Source organism: Pelodictyon clathratiforme, assembly GCF_982375515.1.
This window is the reverse complement of sequence record NZ_OZ455102.1, coordinates 503718-520566: the sequence shown is the minus strand read 5'-3', so window position 1 is coordinate 520566 and position 16849 is coordinate 503718. Positions and strand designations below refer to the sequence as shown.

Sequence of the window (16849 nt, the reverse complement as noted above, 5' to 3'; positions counted from 1 at the left end):
GGTGATTATGAAGAATAAGATAACACTTTTATGCGTCTTTATACGCATGACATGACACTAGTCAAGGGTCTTTAACAGCTTCGATAGTTACCGAACAAAGACATTATTTTATCGTAGCAATCTTAACCTTCCTACTGTATTGTGAAGTATTCTGCTTTCACTTCAACCCATTAAATTCAACAAAGGGCCCTTATACAATAATAATTCACGCTAAGAACCTTTTGCTGTTCCAGAGTCAGATGCGGCCTGCTTACTGAAGCTCGGATTTCGTCTCAGAAGTAAACAAATAATCATGAATAGACATAGTTTTTAAAAAGCGATAATTCATTAACGACAAATATTGGTTCATACGATCAAAATCTCTGCACTCTACCAAGATATATTTAAAACGATATTCTTTAAAGTCTACCCCCTTCAATACATCCAGTTCGGATCCTTCCACATCTAGCGACAAGAAATCAATTACTTTGGGTGCATGTGATTCATTGAGCAAATCATTCAACTTGCGAGCTATCGCACCGTACTCAAACAATATTTCACTCTCCTGTAAATGTCGCAGCCCAGATTTTGCGTGCGCTTCCGGGTCCAGAATATCACTATCTATACTAAGTGCAGTTGACATAAGATTGGAGTAAACCATTCGAACAAACTCTTCTTTGTAGTCAAATGCAACGCAGGCAGCACAATAAATAGTACTTTGCAATGATCTGTTTTTTCTGCATTTAATAAAATTATTTTGAGACGGTTCGATCAGCATACCATGCCATCCACGGTATTTTTCGAAGTATAAACTGTTTGACTGAGCCACACCATCATTGGCACCTATTTCTACAAAATATCCATCATCATAGTCAACATACTTTTCCAACTGTCGATCCAACTGATTAAGACTATTATACTTTCGCTGTTTAATCCGATTAACCAATCTTTTAATCATAATTAATCCCTATTCTTAATTTCAAAAGACCAACAAGATAATTATACAGAGCTCTTGGAATAATACTAATTAAAGATTTATATAAATATTTATCAAAAATATTAATTTTTTGTACCGAATTATTAGAAAGTAAGATTTTAGCTATCTCTTTTGATGGTTCATATCTATATCCATATTCAATATTAAAATAGTCCTTCATTATTTTTTTTATTTCAGGAGTCACTTTAAATATAATTTTTCCTTCTATATAATTTTTTATAGCTTGGGTAATATTTGAAACACTCACTTTTGCAGATGATGGCCAACCCAAATCCGAAAACCATGAAAGTTCAGAAAACCATTCATTATTTTTTTTTGAATATACATATAATGACGGTGTATTAGATAAATACGCATCAATTAGACTTGTTGATCCGTAATGAACAAACAAACCAACAAATTCAATAATGTCGTTTACCTGAATATCTTCATAAACATGCAATATATTTTTTATTTCTTGAAATTTACAGTAATCTTCCTTTTTTTCTATTGGATGTTTTTTTACAACAAATAATAAATCAGGATATTTTTCCGCAGTATGAATTATATTTTCAATCCACTCCGAACGATATTCCTTTAAAACCTCTACACTTTTAACCAACAAATCAATCATTGTGTCTGTGTGCAAATCGCCAGCATTTATTAGATCATTCCTAGAATAATTTGCCAAATGAAAACCTGTCACAAATAAAACAATATTGCTCTTATCATAAGCGCTAAATTTAAACTTGATTCTTTCTGGAAGAACTCTTTTGTTAGATGCAACATCGAAATACTTTTCAATTCTTGGATAACCAACAACCAACGCTCGATCTATTGAGGAAAGTTTTCTTTGCTTAACCAACTCACTGGCGACAGCTAATCTTACTTTATTACCCCAAAATATTTCTAAATCAACAAGATTCTTCCCATAAGTATCCGCTCCAGTTGCAAGTTTTAAATTATATTCAGACTCCACATCAATTACACCTTCTGTCCTAAAACATATTATTTTAGAGCCCAACAAAACCTTAAATAAATAAAACATTTCGGATAATCCAATACCAGTAAAAGGAAATGTTAAAATTACATCTGGCCTATAGCTAAATACAAATGAAACAAACCCAGTACGGTATCTTTCTATAATTTCTACAGACGTTTTTGGGGAAAATAATATTATTTCCTTTTTAATAGAATCCATAATTGAAAGCTCTCTGTTCGGCTTATTTATTACCAAAAGAATTTTTAATTCCATAAATAAATATTTATTTCAAATATATCAATATAGATTTTTTAATATTTTTGCCGGATTCCCCCCAACAACGACTCTTGGAGGGATTGATTTTGTAACTACACTACCAGCTCCCACTACGGCATTTTCTCCAATCACGACATTTGGAAGAATTATTACACCAGCTCCAATCCAACAACCACTTCTTAGAATAATTGAATTAGATGTATTAGACTCAGGATAGCCTTGGTCAAATATCGGCTTATTTACATCAGAAAACTTATGGTTGTTGGTATAAAAATGCACTCCGCATCCAATTAATACTTTATCTTCAATAATAATTCCACCACCACCCACTGTTGGGTCGGCAAATAAAAATGTTCCGGGCCGTATTACCACATGATTTCCAATTTCAATTTTAGAACATGCCTCAGCATATGCCCCCGGTCTAAATTCAGCACTATCTCCAAAACTTTTAAATTTATTTTTACAAAGTTTTTTCATTGAACTTTTAAAATATAAGCGCCAATGCGTTAGCAATATATCAGGTCCAATGCGGTCTGCATAACTCCAATATCTAATTCTTTTGAGTAGTTCTGTAATAGTTACCATACTCCCCAACCCCCATCAACCGCAATATTTTGCCCGGCCACATACTTTGACATATCACTCGCCAAATATGCAACAACGCCACGAAAATCATCTTCGGTTGCCATACGACCCAGCGGTGTTTTTGCTTTATACCGCTGAACAAATGCTTCAGGCTGGTTTCTGAATACCCCGCTAGGCGATATCGCATTTACGCGAACACTGGGGGCAATGGTAGTTGCCAACCATCGGGTGAATTGAATGAGACCGCCTTTTGACACGCCATAGGCTGCCGGGTTGCTCATGCTGGTACCTTCATACAGGCTCCAGTCTGGGCCGTATACACCATAGATTGATGCGATGTTGATGATACTGGCACCCTCAGCAGCCTTGAGCAAAGACATCAGACCTTGGCAAAGGTCAAATATGGCTGTAAGGTTGACTTCCAATGCGCGACGCCAGGTTTCGACGGTTTGTTCTTCAAACGGAACTGCCCATCCTTGCAAGTCAGAGGTGCCAACAAATGCTGCGTTATTGATGAGGATGTTGAGACCTTTGCCTTCACTTTTTAGCAAGGCTATTAATTCTTTGCGCTGCTCTTGAAGTTCAAGATCACAAAAATAGTGCTCAACGTTAACACCCCATCTTTCAGTCAGGGTTGTACAAAGTGTTTCAAAATCTGATTTTGGTCTATCAACCAACACTAAATCAGCGCCCAGTTCGGCCAAGGTATCTGCCATCATCTTACCAAGACATCCTGTTGCACCGGTAATCAATGCACGGCGACCTCGAAGGTTCATGAGTTCTTTTATGGTACTCACTGTTTCTGTTCTCTTATTTTTAAAAGGCATTCGGCAATCTGAAAGTCAAGCAAAGTATCAATATCGATCGCACGTTCTGCGGGCACCTGTACCGCCTTGACCCTGCCGTCAAACATAGCATTATGAGTCATTATAAATTTAGGGCTCGCTACATAGCAGACTGTAGCCATGTCGTAAACCACTGGTGCTTCCTGTCGATGGGCAATGGCTGATTGCGGCGGGTTAACCAGCCCAACGGTACCATCTGTGTTAGTTTTTACCATATTGAAGTATGGGCTTCGGTGGGCTTCGGTAACGGTGATGACCATATCAGCATCGCCTTTTTCGTATTCATTAAGGCAGTTTTCGATGTCCAGCACCATCCGCAAGGGCGCTGTGGTTGGTACAGTGACCATTATTTCAGGCAATACACCTGTTGTTTCAAGCAAATAATTAAGGGCATGACGCCAAGCGAGCCACTCAGGGCTATTGTCATGCGCCAGTTCTGCTGGCCGAATAAAGGGTACTTCGGCGCCATACTCACGCGCTACTGCTGCAATTTCTTCAGAATCAGTGGAAACAAGAACCCTTTTAATCCGATTGACAGTAAGTGCATGCTCAATGGACCACGCAATTAATGGTTTTCCACCTAAGGGACGGATATTTTTGCCGGGCAAACCTTTGGAACCACCACGGGCGAAGATAAATGCGATTGCTTTCATGAAATAATATGATCAGTTGCGGCCATTGCTGCTACAGTTACCAGCCTACCAGAAGCTGCTGAGATCCGTGCCGCTTCAATAATTTCCAAAATCTTTAGACCATCCTCACCCGTAACCAATGGCGTATTATGTTCGTTAATACAATCTATAAAATTTTGCCATTCTGCCTGATAGCTGTAATCACGCTGGTGTGGGTAATGAAATAGTTCACGCCACTCTTTTCCACCCGCTTCATACAGTTCCACCACACCCGTTAAACCATTCCAACGAAGAGTACCATTTTCACCAATGGCTGTGCAACTTCGCGTCGTATCGTGACGGATAAAGTCAAGGTTGACTGCACCAATAAGCTGAAAGTTATCATCTGCGGACACAAAACCAAGAATCAGGTGTGCGGTATCTTCAACGTCAATTTCAAGGGTGCTTTGGTGGCTTAGTGTGGCATTTACCCATTCAACTTCGCCAAAAATCCAACGCAAATAATCAAGTTCATGACTGAGTTCAAGCAGTGCTCCTCCGCCAAGTTCACGTCGTGCAGATACCCTTTGTCTGTAATCAGTATCCGGACGCCAGGATGGCAAATATTGGCCAATTTCGCAACGAACGGATAAAACCCTTCCGATTACATTATCGAGAAGGAAATTGCTGAAGCGCTGAAGTGATGGTAGAAATCTGAGATTATACCCGATCTGCAAAACTGTTCTTTTCTTGTGACAGGTTTCTATCAATTGAGTAACCCCACCAATTGATGATGATAGTGGTTTTTCAATGAGCAGATGTACTCCCTTCACTGCTAATTGCTGGGCCACAGTAACGTGAAATGGCGCAGGGTTGGCAATAACCGCAATCTGAGGTAAAAAAGCAATCGCCTCGTCAATAATTGAAAAACATCCATCGGCATATTCAGGAATTGAGAGGCAAACTTGATGGCGCAAAACCCTTATATCTGCTTCAGGAAATAGATTTCTCGCTATCGTCAAGTGTCGAGTACCGATACTACCGAGGCCCACGATGAGGATGCGGTTAATCAAGACAGAATCTTCTAAGAATCTTCAACCCTACCTCACCACTTTTTTCTGGATGAAACTGACAGCCTACTATATTATTCCGACCAATCACTGCCGGTATTTGATGCCCCCCATAAATACAGTCAGCAATCCGATCTTCAGATGCAAAGGGAACCGCCATGAATGAGTGAACAAAATACGCAGCCTCCCCGGGACGATTTTCTTGTAATAATGTTCCATTCCAATCATTCAGTACGATAGATGGGTATAATGCAGACCACCCAATATGCGGAATTTTTTGAAGTTCGCCAGAGATGGTTTCTACAGGCACTGGAATCACTCTACCCGGAATCAAACCTAAACCTGGAGTAATACCAAATTCTTCACTCTCCATCATAAGCAGTTGCATACCAAGACAAATCCCAAGCAAAGGCGTTTGGCGATATGCAATTTCACGCAAAACAGTAACCAATCCAAGCATCTCAAGAGCATTCATCGCATTGCCAAAAGCACCTACTCCAGGAAGCACTACTTTATTTGACGCCAGAATTTCGTTTGAGTCGGCTGTTATAGTAACCTTTGCTCCACAGTGCTCAAGACCGCGCTGCACACTGAGAAGATTACCAACACCATAATCAATAACAGTAACATTAGTACCCCTCATAGTACCTCACTCCCATACCAGTTTCTTTAGCCACATTTCTTATTTCACCAATACCAGCACGATTATAATGAAGTATATCAGCCATAGCAACCGCGTCCGCACCACCAACGCTCACAACACCTACTAAATCTTCTGGTTTTCCCATACCTCCGGAGGCAATTACAGGAATAGAAACTTCTGCAGTTACAGCCTTAACCAATGCGGTATCAAAACCTTTCCTTGTTCCTTCACGATCAACCGATGTCAGTAAAACTTCACCAGCCCCCATAGCTACACCTTTTTTCACCCATGCAATGACATCCAATCCAGTGCGTTCACGCCCATTATCTGTATAAACCTCCCATCGATCCTTGCCGACCTCCTTAGCTTCTATTGATAGTACCATACATTGACTGCCAAAACGGCGAGATATTTCATTGATAAGCTTAGGGTTCGCAACAGCAGCAGTATTGACTGCCACCTTATCAGCTCCAGAACGTAAAATCTGGGTAGCATCTTCAACAGATCGAATACCGCCACCAACAGTCATTGGTACAAAAATATCTTTAGCCGCTGATCTGATAATATCGCCCAAATGGTTACGATCATAAAGGCTTGCAACACAATCCATATAAATCAGTTCATCCACTCCCTGCTGATAATAGCGCAATGCGTATTCATTAGGCGAACCAATCACACGCAATCCTTCAAGATGAATCCCCTTGATCAAATTTGGGCCTTTGATATCAAGTCGGGCAATTAAACGAATATTTCTCAAGGCCAGTAATTATTGATTATCAAGCAAGTCTGCATTTCTTAACTTCCACTTTCCATTTTCGTTGACCCACAAATGAGGCGAACGAAAATGATCTGTAAGCAAGCGAAAGTACTCACGATCCATCATATTTTGTTCAAACATTTGGCTTGCTACAGGAAATTCTTTTTCAGGCAAACATAAATACTTAAAGAGTTCATCCGCAAACTGTTCAGGGAACTCATGGTCAAAACGCTTGACTAATGCGACACCTTCTTCTCGATTGATATCTCCAGAACGAATTTCTTGAGCAGCATCGTAACTAGCACGACCAATCCCAAACTTGGTTCCCGTGGTATAGTAGTGAAGATCATCAATACGATCATCTATGCTGTTATACTTTGAATAGGTACCAGGTGTCCGTTCTGGTGACGCTTGAAAACCACCATGTTCGACTGCATAATAATAACATGCCTGTGGGTGCCATTTCAAGTAATAACCTAAGTAATGGACTTCTATTTTTTGTTCAGCAATTCTGTTAGGATCGGCAGGTAAATAGGGTTGTAAATCATTTTGATCAACTCCAAACTGAGACTTCAGATCCGCTACAGAAACACCTCCAAGATAAATCCTAGATTGATCCGCAGAGGTAAAGTATGACCAATCCCTTTTAGCTGTATCGGTATCACCAATCGGGTTCCCATATTCCGCCTCATTTTCGCCATAAAACACCAATGGAATATTAAATAATAACGCCATTTTTGGGGCTAATGATTTCTGGCCGAACATGAATGCCTGAAATGGATGAAAAAGCAATTCCGTCGAAAGTCTTGTCAAGATACGATGCACTCGACCATTTGGTGTCATCAAATAATTATCGTGCCCTGCATGGATCCATGATTGGAAATTTTTCCAGCCCCAATCGGTATAAACATGAGGAGCCCATGTTACTGTGAGCGGATGCATTCCATACTTTGTTTTTAAAATATGAGACGCATAAAAACTGTCCTTTCCTCCTGAACCAGGAGTAATACAATCGTAGGAACCATCACTTTTACGGTGCACATCACAAAGCTCACGCAACTGTTTTTCACGATCAATCCAATCAATACTATGACGCTTGCGCTCTGTAAAGTTACAGGCATCACAAACACCATTTTCATCGAAGTTGATTGTCGCTTTTTTGGTTTCTCTAGTATGCTTATACTCTACCGCTGAATTTGGTCTTTGGTTTGATATTACACACTTTTTGCAATAAATAACCTCTTGAGGTAGTCCATAAAACGCATCTGGTTTAGCATTTTTTTTATTGAATGGAGCTAAATCAATAGGTTGAGGATATTTTATTTTATCCATTGTATTATTTTACGGTTTGATTTTATTATCCATGTTAGCGCGGGTCAAATCCTCTTGCCTGCCCACATCCAGCCATGGTTCATGTATTGGATAGGCGGCAGTCCTCTTCTCTTTTGCCTGCAGGCGTTCAAACAACGCCGGCATATCGCAACGAACGTTTTTTTCAAGAAAACAAAGAGCTTCTGGTTCAAGCACGTACACTCCAGCATTGATATGGCTTCGATGCACAGGCTTCTCTTCAAACCCTATAATATCAATTCCATCGGTCTGTACTACACCAAATGGGTGTTGCCATTCATGCACCCGCACAGCCATGGTGGCAGCAGCATTATGACGAGTGTGGAAATCGAGTAGCTCACCATAGTGAATGTCTGTCATAACATCGCCATTGGTTACGGCAAAGGGCAGCGTTGGCCACGGATTCAGCAACCCTAAGGCACCTGCTGTGCCCAAGGGGGATTTCTCTTTTAGGTAATCGATCCGCACTTGTAAGCAAGTCCCATCTCCAAAGTAATTTTCAATGACATGGCCAAGATAGTTTATTGCCAACACAAAGTGGCTGAACCCCTCCTGCTTTGCACGCTCAATGATGTGTTCAAGCATGGGCTTGCCGGAAACCGACAACATCGGCTTCGGGCAGTTTTCTGTATGCGGACGAAGCCGGGTACCCATACCGCCAGCCATGATAACCATCAGGTTAGGTCGCAGGATTGGTTTCGCGATTTCATCCCAAAGATACAAGCCTACAATATGGTGTTGGTCATCAACAACAGGCACCTGCTGGATTTTGTTAACAACCATTAACTTCCGAACAGCTTCACGCCCTAATTCCTCCGTGACAACCAGCGGATTATGGTGGATAATACTTTCGATTGGGCTTATGAGATTCAACCCCCGAAGCAATCCACGCCGAATATCTCCGTCTGAAATGGTGCCTTGCAACTCACCCGCTTCATTAACCACTAACACAATCTTAATCGAAACCTTTGTAAGATTGGTTATTACCTCCTCAAGAGAAGCGGACATTGGAAGGATGGCCTGACGCCAGATTTCTTCAGTAATGGTCACTCTCTCTTTCGTATATCATTCATTACAAAGGTCATAAAAAATCTTTTTTATCATTCCGCACAGTGCATGGTTTTTTAATATTTCAACAACTTTTTCACTTGCACCGCCATCTCCATAGGGGTTTGCAAGCTTGCTCAAGATTAGTTGAAAATCGGTAGAATAAAGTTTGTTAATGGCGCCTGCAATGCTCTTACGAGTCGGTTCACAGTTGATCACACTTTCCGCTTGAAGCCGACCCCTTTGGCGATCACCAATGTTAACAGTGCCTTTGCAGAAACTGGGCACTTCGGCCAAACCGCTGGAAGAGTTACCCACAACACCATCGACATTTGAAACGCATGACAAATAGCGGAGTTGCCCAAGGGATGTGTACGCTCGTGCGTTAGTGTGCTGTGCTACAAATTCTTCCACCATTCTGATCATCACACGCCCACCGTTGTCGGCATTCGGCATGGTAAATATTAGCTGTGTATCCTCAAATTCTGCCAATGCCGCAAGCAGTTCTGCCATTTGCTCTGCTGCAGTTGCGGTCTCAAGAGTAACCGGATGAAAAGTGATGAGCAGATTTTTAGGCCCAAGCCTCAAGTCAATTGAAGCTTCCAACTCCTCGCGATCGAGAAGCTTCAGACGCTTAATGTTGTCAATACCAAGCCCACCTACCAGAAAAACATGATCCGGTTGCTCTCCCAGTTGGATCACGCGCTGCCGGTATTCTTCAGCAGCAACAAAATGGAGGTGCGACATTTTGGTTATGGAATGCCGGATAGCATCATCAAAAGCGCCTTCGGTCAGTTCACCTCCATGCAAGTGGGCAACTGGAATACGAGCAACCAACGCCGCCGAGACTGCCGAGAAAATTTCAAACCGGTCACCGAGCACTACAATCAAATCTGGCTTCAATTCATTCAAGACATCAGCAAAACCGATCAACCCGAGACCCATGGACTTTGCTATGCCAACAGCAGTATCGGAGCTGGTGAGCATTTCAACCTTGCGATCTATCTGGAATCCATCCTGCTCAATGTTGCGATAGGTCAAACCAAATTCAGGCGACAGGTGCATACCGGTGGCAATGATTTGCAGCGTCAGCTCAGGGTCATCCTTGATGCCCTGCATGACCCAACGCAACAAGCCATATTCAGCACGGGTGCCAGTGATAACGCAAATCTTGCGAGTCATAACGTGATCAATTCATCTGCAAGAAAATCTCTCTGCGCAACACGCCCCATTACTTCATCCCATCGCATTGGCGAGATCCCTGTACCGGGACGCTTCGTGGTGATATTCTGTGCACTGAAGAGTTCACCTGCTTTAATCGCATGACTAGCGACCAGTGATTTACGAGCAACGGGCTTGTTCTTTGCTTCGCCTGGAGTGAGGCTTTTGATTCCATCACCGAGAGCAACTTCAATATTACGAATGGCTGACACCATGGCCTTGAGTTCTGCAGGTTGAAGACTTGCCTTATGGTCGGGGCCTGGCAAATTGCGATCGAGGGTGAAATGCTTTTCGATAACCGTTGCGCCCAAGGCAACTGCGGCAATGGCCACTTCGATGCCTTGCGTATGGTCTGAATAACCCACCGCCACGCCAAACGCACTATGCATGCTCTGCATGGCTCGAAGATTCACTTCTGACATGGGTGTAGGGTATTCTGTGGTACAGTGCAATACGGTCAGATTGGATCGTGCTGTACCTGCTTGTTCAAGTACTTCGATTGCTGCTTCTATATCGCCCAATATTGCCATTCCGGTGGAGAGAATGACAGGCTTACCAAGTTGGCCAATATGGCGCAAGTAAGGGAGATTGGTAATCTCTCCAGATGGAATCTTGAATAGATTATGACCGAGACTTACCAGTAGATCGACACTCTCAATATCGAAGCCTGTGGAGAAAAACCCAATATTTCGCGATGCACAATGTGCTATGAGTTCTTTGTGCATTGCAGGTGTGAGTTCCAGTCGACGTAGCATCTCATGATGCGATTCACTGCAATTCGTACTCTTTATCTGGTAGTCAGCCTTGTTGGCTGCATGCGTAACAAGACGATCAGCAATGAATGTCTGGAATTTAACATAATCCGCTCCAGCTTCGGCGGCAACATCAATCAACTTCTTGGCTAACTCCATGTCACCATTATGATTGACCCCGGCTTCAGCGATAATGAGCGTCCGTTGTCTCATGAGGTACTCTTGCCAGTATATCGTGAATGATCAAGTTGATTATGGCGCAGAGAAAGGCCCATCCCAATTACACAATCCTTTCCAATTATTACCCCCTCTTTGATAACAGTACCACTACCGACAAAGCTGCCAGCCCCAATCGTTACACCACCATTCAGGATAGCCCCTGTTGAAATATGGCAGTGGTCTTCCACCGTAGTATCATGTTCAAGGAGTGATCGATTGTTGATAATGCAATTATCTCCAACCCTGACTCCAGCAGTAACAATTGCACCATGCATAATAATTGTTCCCGCACCAAGAGTGGCATGACGGGAAACATAAGCAGTTGGCGCAACAATTACAGGAAGTTGAAATCCAAGCTTGATGGCTTGCTGATAGAGACGTATGCGGCTACCGGGCGACAGAATTTGACCTAAAGAAATCAGGGCATGGCCGTACTCCTTTGCCAGTTGAGGCAAGTCGTCATCGGTGGCTATCACCTCATAACCGAGGTGCTTGTCGTGCACTTCATGCGGCATACCAACCAATCCGGCAATGTGGTATTGGCCTTGTTGCTCTATGACATCAATGCAGGAATGTGCATGACCGCCAGCGCCAATAAGTATGATATCCGGCTTGCTCATGAAACGACTTGAAGCAGACTTGAACTGCTTGGAATATTAATCAAACGCTGCACAAGCGACTGAGCGCCTGCCAAATCCATACGCGGGCACTCCTGGAATGGCGCCAGCTCATGCATCAAAATCCATGCTGGGCGTGTCATAATACCGGAATCATTTGTGACTTTCAGGAGAGCATCCCGTTGATTTGCTTGCTCATGTTCCAACACAAGAGTTTGCAGCCAGTTGTTGCTTTGGCATTGTGCCGGTTCCACCATCAACCTGATACCCGAAACCGTTGCAAATGCCGCTTGGTAACGCTGAAACAGCTCCCTTTTTGCAGCAAGCATTGTTGGTAATTGCTCCAACTGTGCACAGCCAAGAGCTGCGTTGATGTTGGGCATACGGTAGTTATACCCGATTTCATCATGACGGTACTCCCAAGCATGAGGCAATTTAGCGGTTGTAGTCACATGCTTGGCATGGCGTGCAAGCTCTTCATCATCAGTCAGGATTGCGCCGCCGCCACCGGTAGTTATGGTTTTGTTGCCGTTGAAACTTAATGTACCCATCAATCCGAAAGTGCCCGTATGCCTGCCTTGGTAGTAACTGCCCAAAGACTCAGCCGCATCTTCAACAAGTGCAAGATTAAAATCGTGTGCTACGGCCATTACTCCATCCAAATCGACAGGATGACCAAAGGTGTGCATAGGCACGAAAGCCCGAATAACCCGACCGGTAGTGCGGTTAATACACTGCCCAGCACGTTGCTCTGTATGCTGTTCAAGATAATCACGAAGCTTTACAGCATCCACACCCAGAGTACGCTCTTCGCTGTCAACAAAATGCGGTGTGGCACCGCAATAGGTTACAGCATTGGCAGTAGCAATAAAGGTAAGGGCCGGTATCAACACTTCATCTTCAGCTTTAACCCCTGCAAGCTTTAAAGCAATGTGCAGTGCTGCTGTGCCATTCACCACAGCAACCACATATCTGGCACCAGTATAGGCTACAAGATCAGCTTCGAAGCGGTCAACAAACTTGCCTACGGATGAGACAAAGGTTGAATCGAGACACTCTTTGAGATAGAGCCACTCGTTGCCGGAAAAGCTTGGTTCATGCAGAACTGCGGCTTTCTGGCCAATAACAGAGCGAAGAGCAGCGACGACCTGATCTGCCAGTAGGGATGGTGAGTTTAAATCTTTCACAGGTTGTATATATCTGACTTGTAACTGGCAAGGTTCGTAGGGTTCAAGAACCACTCCGCGGTTTCAGCAAGACCGCGCTTGAACCCCTCGCGCCCACCATAGCTTGGCTCCCAACCAAAAAGTTGACTGGCTTTTGAGTTATCAGCCCATAAACGCTCAACCTCAGAATTCGCTGGACGCAAACGATCTTCATCCGTAATAATTTCAATCTTGGTATTCATCACTTCTGCAATTAACTGTACTGTATCACCAATGGATATCTCAAAGTTACTTCCAAAATTGACGACCTCACCCAATCCTTGATTAGATTTCATCGCCGCAATAAATCCGGCAACCGTATCCTGCACATAATTAAAATCGCGCGTAGGCCTTACTGCGCCAAGTTTTATCTGACGATTACCATTTGCAATCTGAGTAATGATAGTAGGAATCACTGCACGCGCTGACTGACGTGGACCATACGTATTGAACGGTCTCGCAATAATCACTGGCAACCCAAAAGAGGCAAAAAAGGAATAAGCCAACTGATCGGCTGCTATTTTGGTAGCTGAGTAAGGAGACTGGCCTTGCAATGGATGTTCTTCTGTAATCGGCACAAAACGCGCAGTACCATAAACTTCGCTCGTGGAAGTATGTACGATTTTCTTAACACCAAGTTCCCGAGCAGCCTGCAAGACATTGAGAGTTCCCTTGATGTTGGTATCAACATAGGTGTAGGGTGAGTGGTAAGAGTAGGGTATAGCTATGAGTGCTGCCAGATGCAGTACAACATCGCAACCTTTCATGGCCTCCTTCACCCCATGCGGATCACGAATATCGCCAGCAAACACCTCAAATTTCCCTTTTATATCTGTAGCGCATTGATCAAGCCAACCCCATGAGTTGAAGGAGTTGTAGAAAACGAAAGCCCGGACATTGTAGCCTTGACGAACAAGAGCTTCGGTCAGATGTGATCCAATAAAGCCATCTGCACCGGTGATGAGAACTGATTGCATAGAGTACAGGAGTTGTTGAAGAGGGCGGGACGACCCAGCCCTTACGTTGTGAGTGACAGGGGGCGGGATGAACCCGACCTTACAGGGGATATGATCTCTTGGTAGGTGCCGGTTTGTTTGATTCCGCCATCAGCCAGTTCTACGATTTTGGTGCAGTTTTTCAGGGTTGTGAGGCGGTGGGCGATTATCAGGACGGTGAGATCATCGCCGAGACTTTCGATGGCTTGCATGACGGCTTGTTCGGTTTCGTTATCGAGGGCGCTGGTGGCTTCGTCAAAAATGATGACGTCGGCCTGCTTATATAGTGCACGGGCGATGCCGATGCGCTGTCGCTGGCCGCCGGAGAGGCGGATCCCCCGCTCACCGACATAGGTCTGGTACTTTTTAGGCCAGCTTTCGATGATATCGGCAATCTGAGCCTTTTGAGCTGCCTGCTTGACCCGGCTCTGATCGATCTTCCCTTTTGGCACACCGAAGGCAATGTTCTCTTCTATGGTACTGTCAGCAAGATAGATCGCTTGAGGGACGTGTGCGATATGGGCCTGCCAGGCACGATTGTTACCCGTTACAATGGGCTGGCTATCAATTTCCAATGTTCCATCAGTCGGCGCAAGAAGTCCCATGACGATATCAAGCAGTGTACTCTTGCCACTGCCAGTAATACCGATAAAGCCAATACGACTGCCCTTAGGAATAGTCAGATCAAGATTTTGCAGCACCCAAGGGGTTTGTTCTGTATAGCGAAACGAGAGATTGTGCAGGCCGATGTGCATATTGAACGGCAAAGGTTTGGCGACCGGCTGATCCACATAATCCGGCAACGGCTGATCAAGCAGATCAAGTGTATCCCGCAACGAGATTTGCCCGCCCTGTATGCTTGACCATGAACCATAAGCCCCTTGCAATACTGGCAGCATGCGCTGTGCACCGAGTGCCAAGGCACCGAGAACAGGAATTGCTTTGGCTATACCATCAGGCTGCATAGCAAGCACATAGGCCAAAACCGCTATAAGCATCATGCCAAGTGCTTCAATGCCAAAACGTGGACTCGTTCCAATAAAAGCGTTGTTTCCCTGTGCTTTCCGCAATGGCTGGTCAGCATTGCGATAGATTTGACAGTAAGCTGCCTGACTACCATCGATGAGGACATCACGTATACCACCCAAGCCCTCCTGCAAAGACTTGATCACCTGAGTAGACTCCTTCGCCACGCATTTGCTGTTGATCAACTGCTGCTTGCGTGTAAGCCTGATGATTACAGCGTAAATGAGACCAAAACCACTAAAGGCAGACAACGCAATAACGGGATCAACCACCAAGAGAGCAATGAGAATAGTAACAAGCATGATACTCGAACTGATGAGCGTCAATGATGGTACAATAGTCGTATAGATGACTCCGTTGGCTTTACCAGAGATACCACTGATCACCTCGCTGCTGTTGCGTGCCACATGAACAGAGTATGGTTGATAGAGGGTGCGGCGGTAGATGCTGATGCTGAGGTCGGCCCCTGTTGCAAAGGAGAGGCGAGTGCTTGCCCAGAGGAGCAGAAGACGCATGGCTCCGGAGATAAGCGCTGCTATACCGAAGGTGATGGTGAGCGGAAAGAGGAGCTGGCTTGCACTCGTCATTCCAATCGCCCGGATGAATGGCTGGGCTGCCGGGAGCTGGAAGATTCTTTCCGGGGCGGTGAGGACGGCAAGAAATGGAAGCACAGCGCCTATGCTGAGTATTTCGGCGAAGGATGCGCAGACCATCAGGATGAGTAAAAGTCCGAATTGGCCTCGGCGACGCGGGGTGATGTGGTGCCAGAGGCGCTTTAACAGTTCAGGAATGGAAGAAGTTTTGTCCGAAGATTTCACGTATTACAAATAATTATTGTAGAAAAAAAATTATCCACGAATTGTGATAAAGTGAAGAGTTTGCCCACGGGTTAACACGGATTGGTGCATAACTTGTTCAACTCGTACCCGCTGACAAGTCCTCTGCTGCCGGATATGACGACGTGCAAAATTCTATAATGCGGGTGTAGCACTTATAGAGATCTGGTGCCGCCTGGGTCAGGGCAAGAAAAAATTCGGATAGTCGTTGTTCATTTTCTTCATACTCATGATTGACTGCGTTTCGCAATTCCCGAATCATTTTCCATTGTTCAACCGAATCCAGAATACCGAGCTTTTCCATATATAACAGTACAAAGCTGAATGGTTCTGTGCTCTGCTCTTCCTCACGAGCTATGGCACGCATTACTTTGCCCAAATGCTCCTGAAACTCACTGAATCGTACCCGAAATGCGGCAAGTGTTTCATGATTTTCCGGTGTCAGTTGATGCCAATCGCTTATTGGTATGAGCCGCAGAACCTGCTCATGTGAGTAGTCGAGGTAGTTGCGCATTCGGCGCAAGTGTTCAATTTTCTTCCAGATCAACTGTACGTTTGCGCTCATAACTTCTGCCCTTGACTTTTGGCAATATTGCCGATGAGTGAGCTATCTGCCTGCTCTCGTACAATAAGGTCTACAGGCATGTCGATGTTCTCTTCGAGTTTTATTTTGCAACGAATTTCATCCAGCAAGTTGTGTGGTGGCGCTTCGACATAGAGGTCAACATCTCCGCCTTTTTTATGATCGTCAATACGTGAGCCAAAGAGCCAAATATCTGCGCTTTCACCAAAGTATTGGTGTATCTGCTTGGAGATCATTTGTGATTGATATGAGCTCAGGCGCATGAAAAGATCGT

At 44.2% G+C, this 16849-nt stretch carries 18 protein-coding genes; all 18 read right to left on the bottom strand.

The window, feature by feature from the left end:
• Positions 1-250: 250 nt before the first annotated feature.
• A complete protein-coding gene (locus tag AC56AD_RS02645) occupies positions 251-937 on the bottom strand; it encodes an FkbM family methyltransferase (RefSeq protein WP_012507357.1) in 687 nt (228 codons plus the stop codon).
• Positions 930-2210, bottom strand: coding sequence for a glycosyltransferase family protein (locus AC56AD_RS02640; RefSeq protein ID WP_012507356.1), 1281 nt, complete (start codon positions 2208-2210; stop codon positions 930-932). The genes AC56AD_RS02645 and AC56AD_RS02640 overlap by 8 nt, the downstream gene beginning before the upstream one ends.
• A gap of 24 nt (positions 2211-2234) precedes the next feature.
• On the bottom strand, positions 2235-2798 hold the full coding sequence (locus tag AC56AD_RS02635) for an acyltransferase (protein WP_012507355.1): 564 nt from the start codon (positions 2796-2798) through the stop codon (positions 2235-2237).
• Complete coding sequence (locus AC56AD_RS02630) at positions 2792-3595, bottom strand: SDR family oxidoreductase (RefSeq protein ID WP_012507354.1); 804 nt, start codon at positions 3593-3595, stop codon at positions 2792-2794. The genes AC56AD_RS02635 and AC56AD_RS02630 overlap by 7 nt, the downstream gene beginning before the upstream one ends.
• The gene (locus AC56AD_RS02625; RefSeq protein WP_012507353.1) at positions 3592-4296 is read right to left on the bottom strand and encodes an acylneuraminate cytidylyltransferase family protein; all 705 of its coding nucleotides are present in this window, start codon (positions 4294-4296) and stop codon (positions 3592-3594) included. Before AC56AD_RS02625 ends, AC56AD_RS02630 begins: the two co-directional genes overlap by 4 nt.
• Complete coding sequence (locus AC56AD_RS02620) at positions 4293-5327, bottom strand: Gfo/Idh/MocA family protein (protein WP_041526390.1); 1035 nt, start codon at positions 5325-5327, stop codon at positions 4293-4295. The genes AC56AD_RS02625 and AC56AD_RS02620 overlap by 4 nt, the downstream gene beginning before the upstream one ends.
• The gene (gene hisH, locus AC56AD_RS02615; RefSeq protein WP_012507351.1) at positions 5320-5967 is read right to left on the bottom strand and encodes an imidazole glycerol phosphate synthase subunit HisH; all 648 of its coding nucleotides are present in this window, start codon (positions 5965-5967) and stop codon (positions 5320-5322) included. Before hisH ends, AC56AD_RS02620 begins: the two co-directional genes overlap by 8 nt.
• A complete protein-coding gene (hisF, locus tag AC56AD_RS02610; RefSeq protein ID WP_012507350.1) occupies positions 5954-6724 on the bottom strand; it encodes an imidazole glycerol phosphate synthase subunit HisF in 771 nt (256 codons plus the stop codon). The genes hisH and hisF overlap by 14 nt, the downstream gene beginning before the upstream one ends.
• 9 nt (positions 6725-6733) lie before the next feature.
• Positions 6734-8056 (bottom strand): adenine nucleotide alpha hydrolase family protein, encoded by a 1323-nt coding sequence (locus tag AC56AD_RS02605; protein ID WP_498984047.1) that lies wholly within the window; start codon positions 8054-8056, stop codon positions 6734-6736.
• Between the two features lie 9 nt (positions 8057-8065).
• Entirely contained in the window at positions 8066-9124 is a 1059-nt protein-coding gene (locus AC56AD_RS02600; RefSeq protein WP_012507348.1) for a nucleotidyltransferase family protein, read from the bottom strand.
• 15 nt (positions 9125-9139) lie between these two features.
• A complete protein-coding gene (gene neuC / locus AC56AD_RS02595) occupies positions 9140-10303 on the bottom strand; it encodes a UDP-N-acetylglucosamine 2-epimerase (protein ID WP_012507347.1) in 1164 nt (387 codons plus the stop codon).
• Positions 10300-11307, bottom strand: a complete 1008-nt coding sequence (gene neuB / locus AC56AD_RS02590) for an N-acetylneuraminate synthase (protein ID WP_012507346.1) — start codon at positions 11305-11307, stop codon at positions 10300-10302. Before neuB ends, neuC begins: the two co-directional genes overlap by 4 nt.
• Complete coding sequence (locus AC56AD_RS02585; RefSeq protein ID WP_012507345.1) at positions 11304-11933, bottom strand: acetyltransferase; 630 nt, start codon at positions 11931-11933, stop codon at positions 11304-11306. The genes neuB and AC56AD_RS02585 overlap by 4 nt, the downstream gene beginning before the upstream one ends.
• Positions 11930-13117 (bottom strand): LegC family aminotransferase, encoded by a 1188-nt coding sequence (locus tag AC56AD_RS02580; protein WP_012507344.1) that lies wholly within the window; start codon positions 13115-13117, stop codon positions 11930-11932. Before AC56AD_RS02580 ends, AC56AD_RS02585 begins: the two co-directional genes overlap by 4 nt.
• Complete coding sequence (locus AC56AD_RS02575) at positions 13114-14112, bottom strand: NAD-dependent 4,6-dehydratase LegB (protein ID WP_012507343.1); 999 nt, start codon at positions 14110-14112, stop codon at positions 13114-13116. Before AC56AD_RS02575 ends, AC56AD_RS02580 begins: the two co-directional genes overlap by 4 nt.
• A 41-nt stretch (positions 14113-14153) precedes the next feature.
• Positions 14154-15974 carry an ABC transporter ATP-binding protein gene (locus tag AC56AD_RS02570; RefSeq protein WP_049759874.1) on the bottom strand — a complete coding sequence of 607 codons (1821 nt, stop codon included), beginning with the start codon at positions 15972-15974 and terminating at the stop codon, positions 14154-14156.
• A 97-nt stretch (positions 15975-16071) separates the two neighbouring features.
• Positions 16072-16557 (bottom strand): hypothetical protein, encoded by a 486-nt coding sequence (locus tag AC56AD_RS02565; RefSeq protein WP_012507341.1) that lies wholly within the window; start codon positions 16555-16557, stop codon positions 16072-16074.
• A complete protein-coding gene (locus tag AC56AD_RS02560; protein ID WP_012507340.1) occupies positions 16554-16811 on the bottom strand; it encodes a nucleotidyltransferase family protein in 258 nt (85 codons plus the stop codon). Before AC56AD_RS02560 ends, AC56AD_RS02565 begins: the two co-directional genes overlap by 4 nt.
• Positions 16812-16849 lie beyond the last annotated feature (38 nt).

Coding starts and splice junctions, on each gene's coding strand:
- AC56AD_RS02645 (WP_012507357.1), bottom strand. CDS start 937: ATGATTAAAAGATTGGTTAATCGGATTAAACAGCGAAAGTATAATAGT.
- AC56AD_RS02640 (WP_012507356.1), bottom strand. CDS start 2,210: ATGGAATTAAAAATTCTTTTGGTAATAAATAAGCCGAACAGAGAGCTT.
- AC56AD_RS02635 (WP_012507355.1), bottom strand. CDS start 2,798: ATGGTAACTATTACAGAACTACTCAAAAGAATTAGATATTGGAGTTAT.
- AC56AD_RS02625 (WP_012507353.1), bottom strand. CDS start 4,296: ATGAAAGCAATCGCATTTATCTTCGCCCGTGGTGGTTCCAAAGGTTTG.
- hisH (WP_012507351.1), bottom strand. CDS start 5,967: ATGAGGGGTACTAATGTTACTGTTATTGATTATGGTGTTGGTAATCTT.
- AC56AD_RS02605 (WP_498984047.1), bottom strand. CDS start 8,056: ATGGATAAAATAAAATATCCTCAACCTATTGATTTAGCTCCATTCAAT.
- neuC (WP_012507347.1), bottom strand. CDS start 10,303: ATGACTCGCAAGATTTGCGTTATCACTGGCACCCGTGCTGAATATGGC.
- neuB (WP_012507346.1), bottom strand. CDS start 11,307: ATGAGACAACGGACGCTCATTATCGCTGAAGCCGGGGTCAATCATAAT.
- AC56AD_RS02585 (WP_012507345.1), bottom strand. CDS start 11,933: ATGAGCAAGCCGGATATCATACTTATTGGCGCTGGCGGTCATGCACAT.
- AC56AD_RS02575 (WP_012507343.1), bottom strand. CDS start 14,112: ATGCAATCAGTTCTCATCACCGGTGCAGATGGCTTTATTGGATCACAT.
- AC56AD_RS02565 (WP_012507341.1), bottom strand. CDS start 16,557: ATGAGCGCAAACGTACAGTTGATCTGGAAGAAAATTGAACACTTGCGC.
- AC56AD_RS02560 (WP_012507340.1), bottom strand. CDS start 16,811: ATGATCTCCAAGCAGATACACCAATACTTTGGTGAAAGCGCAGATATT.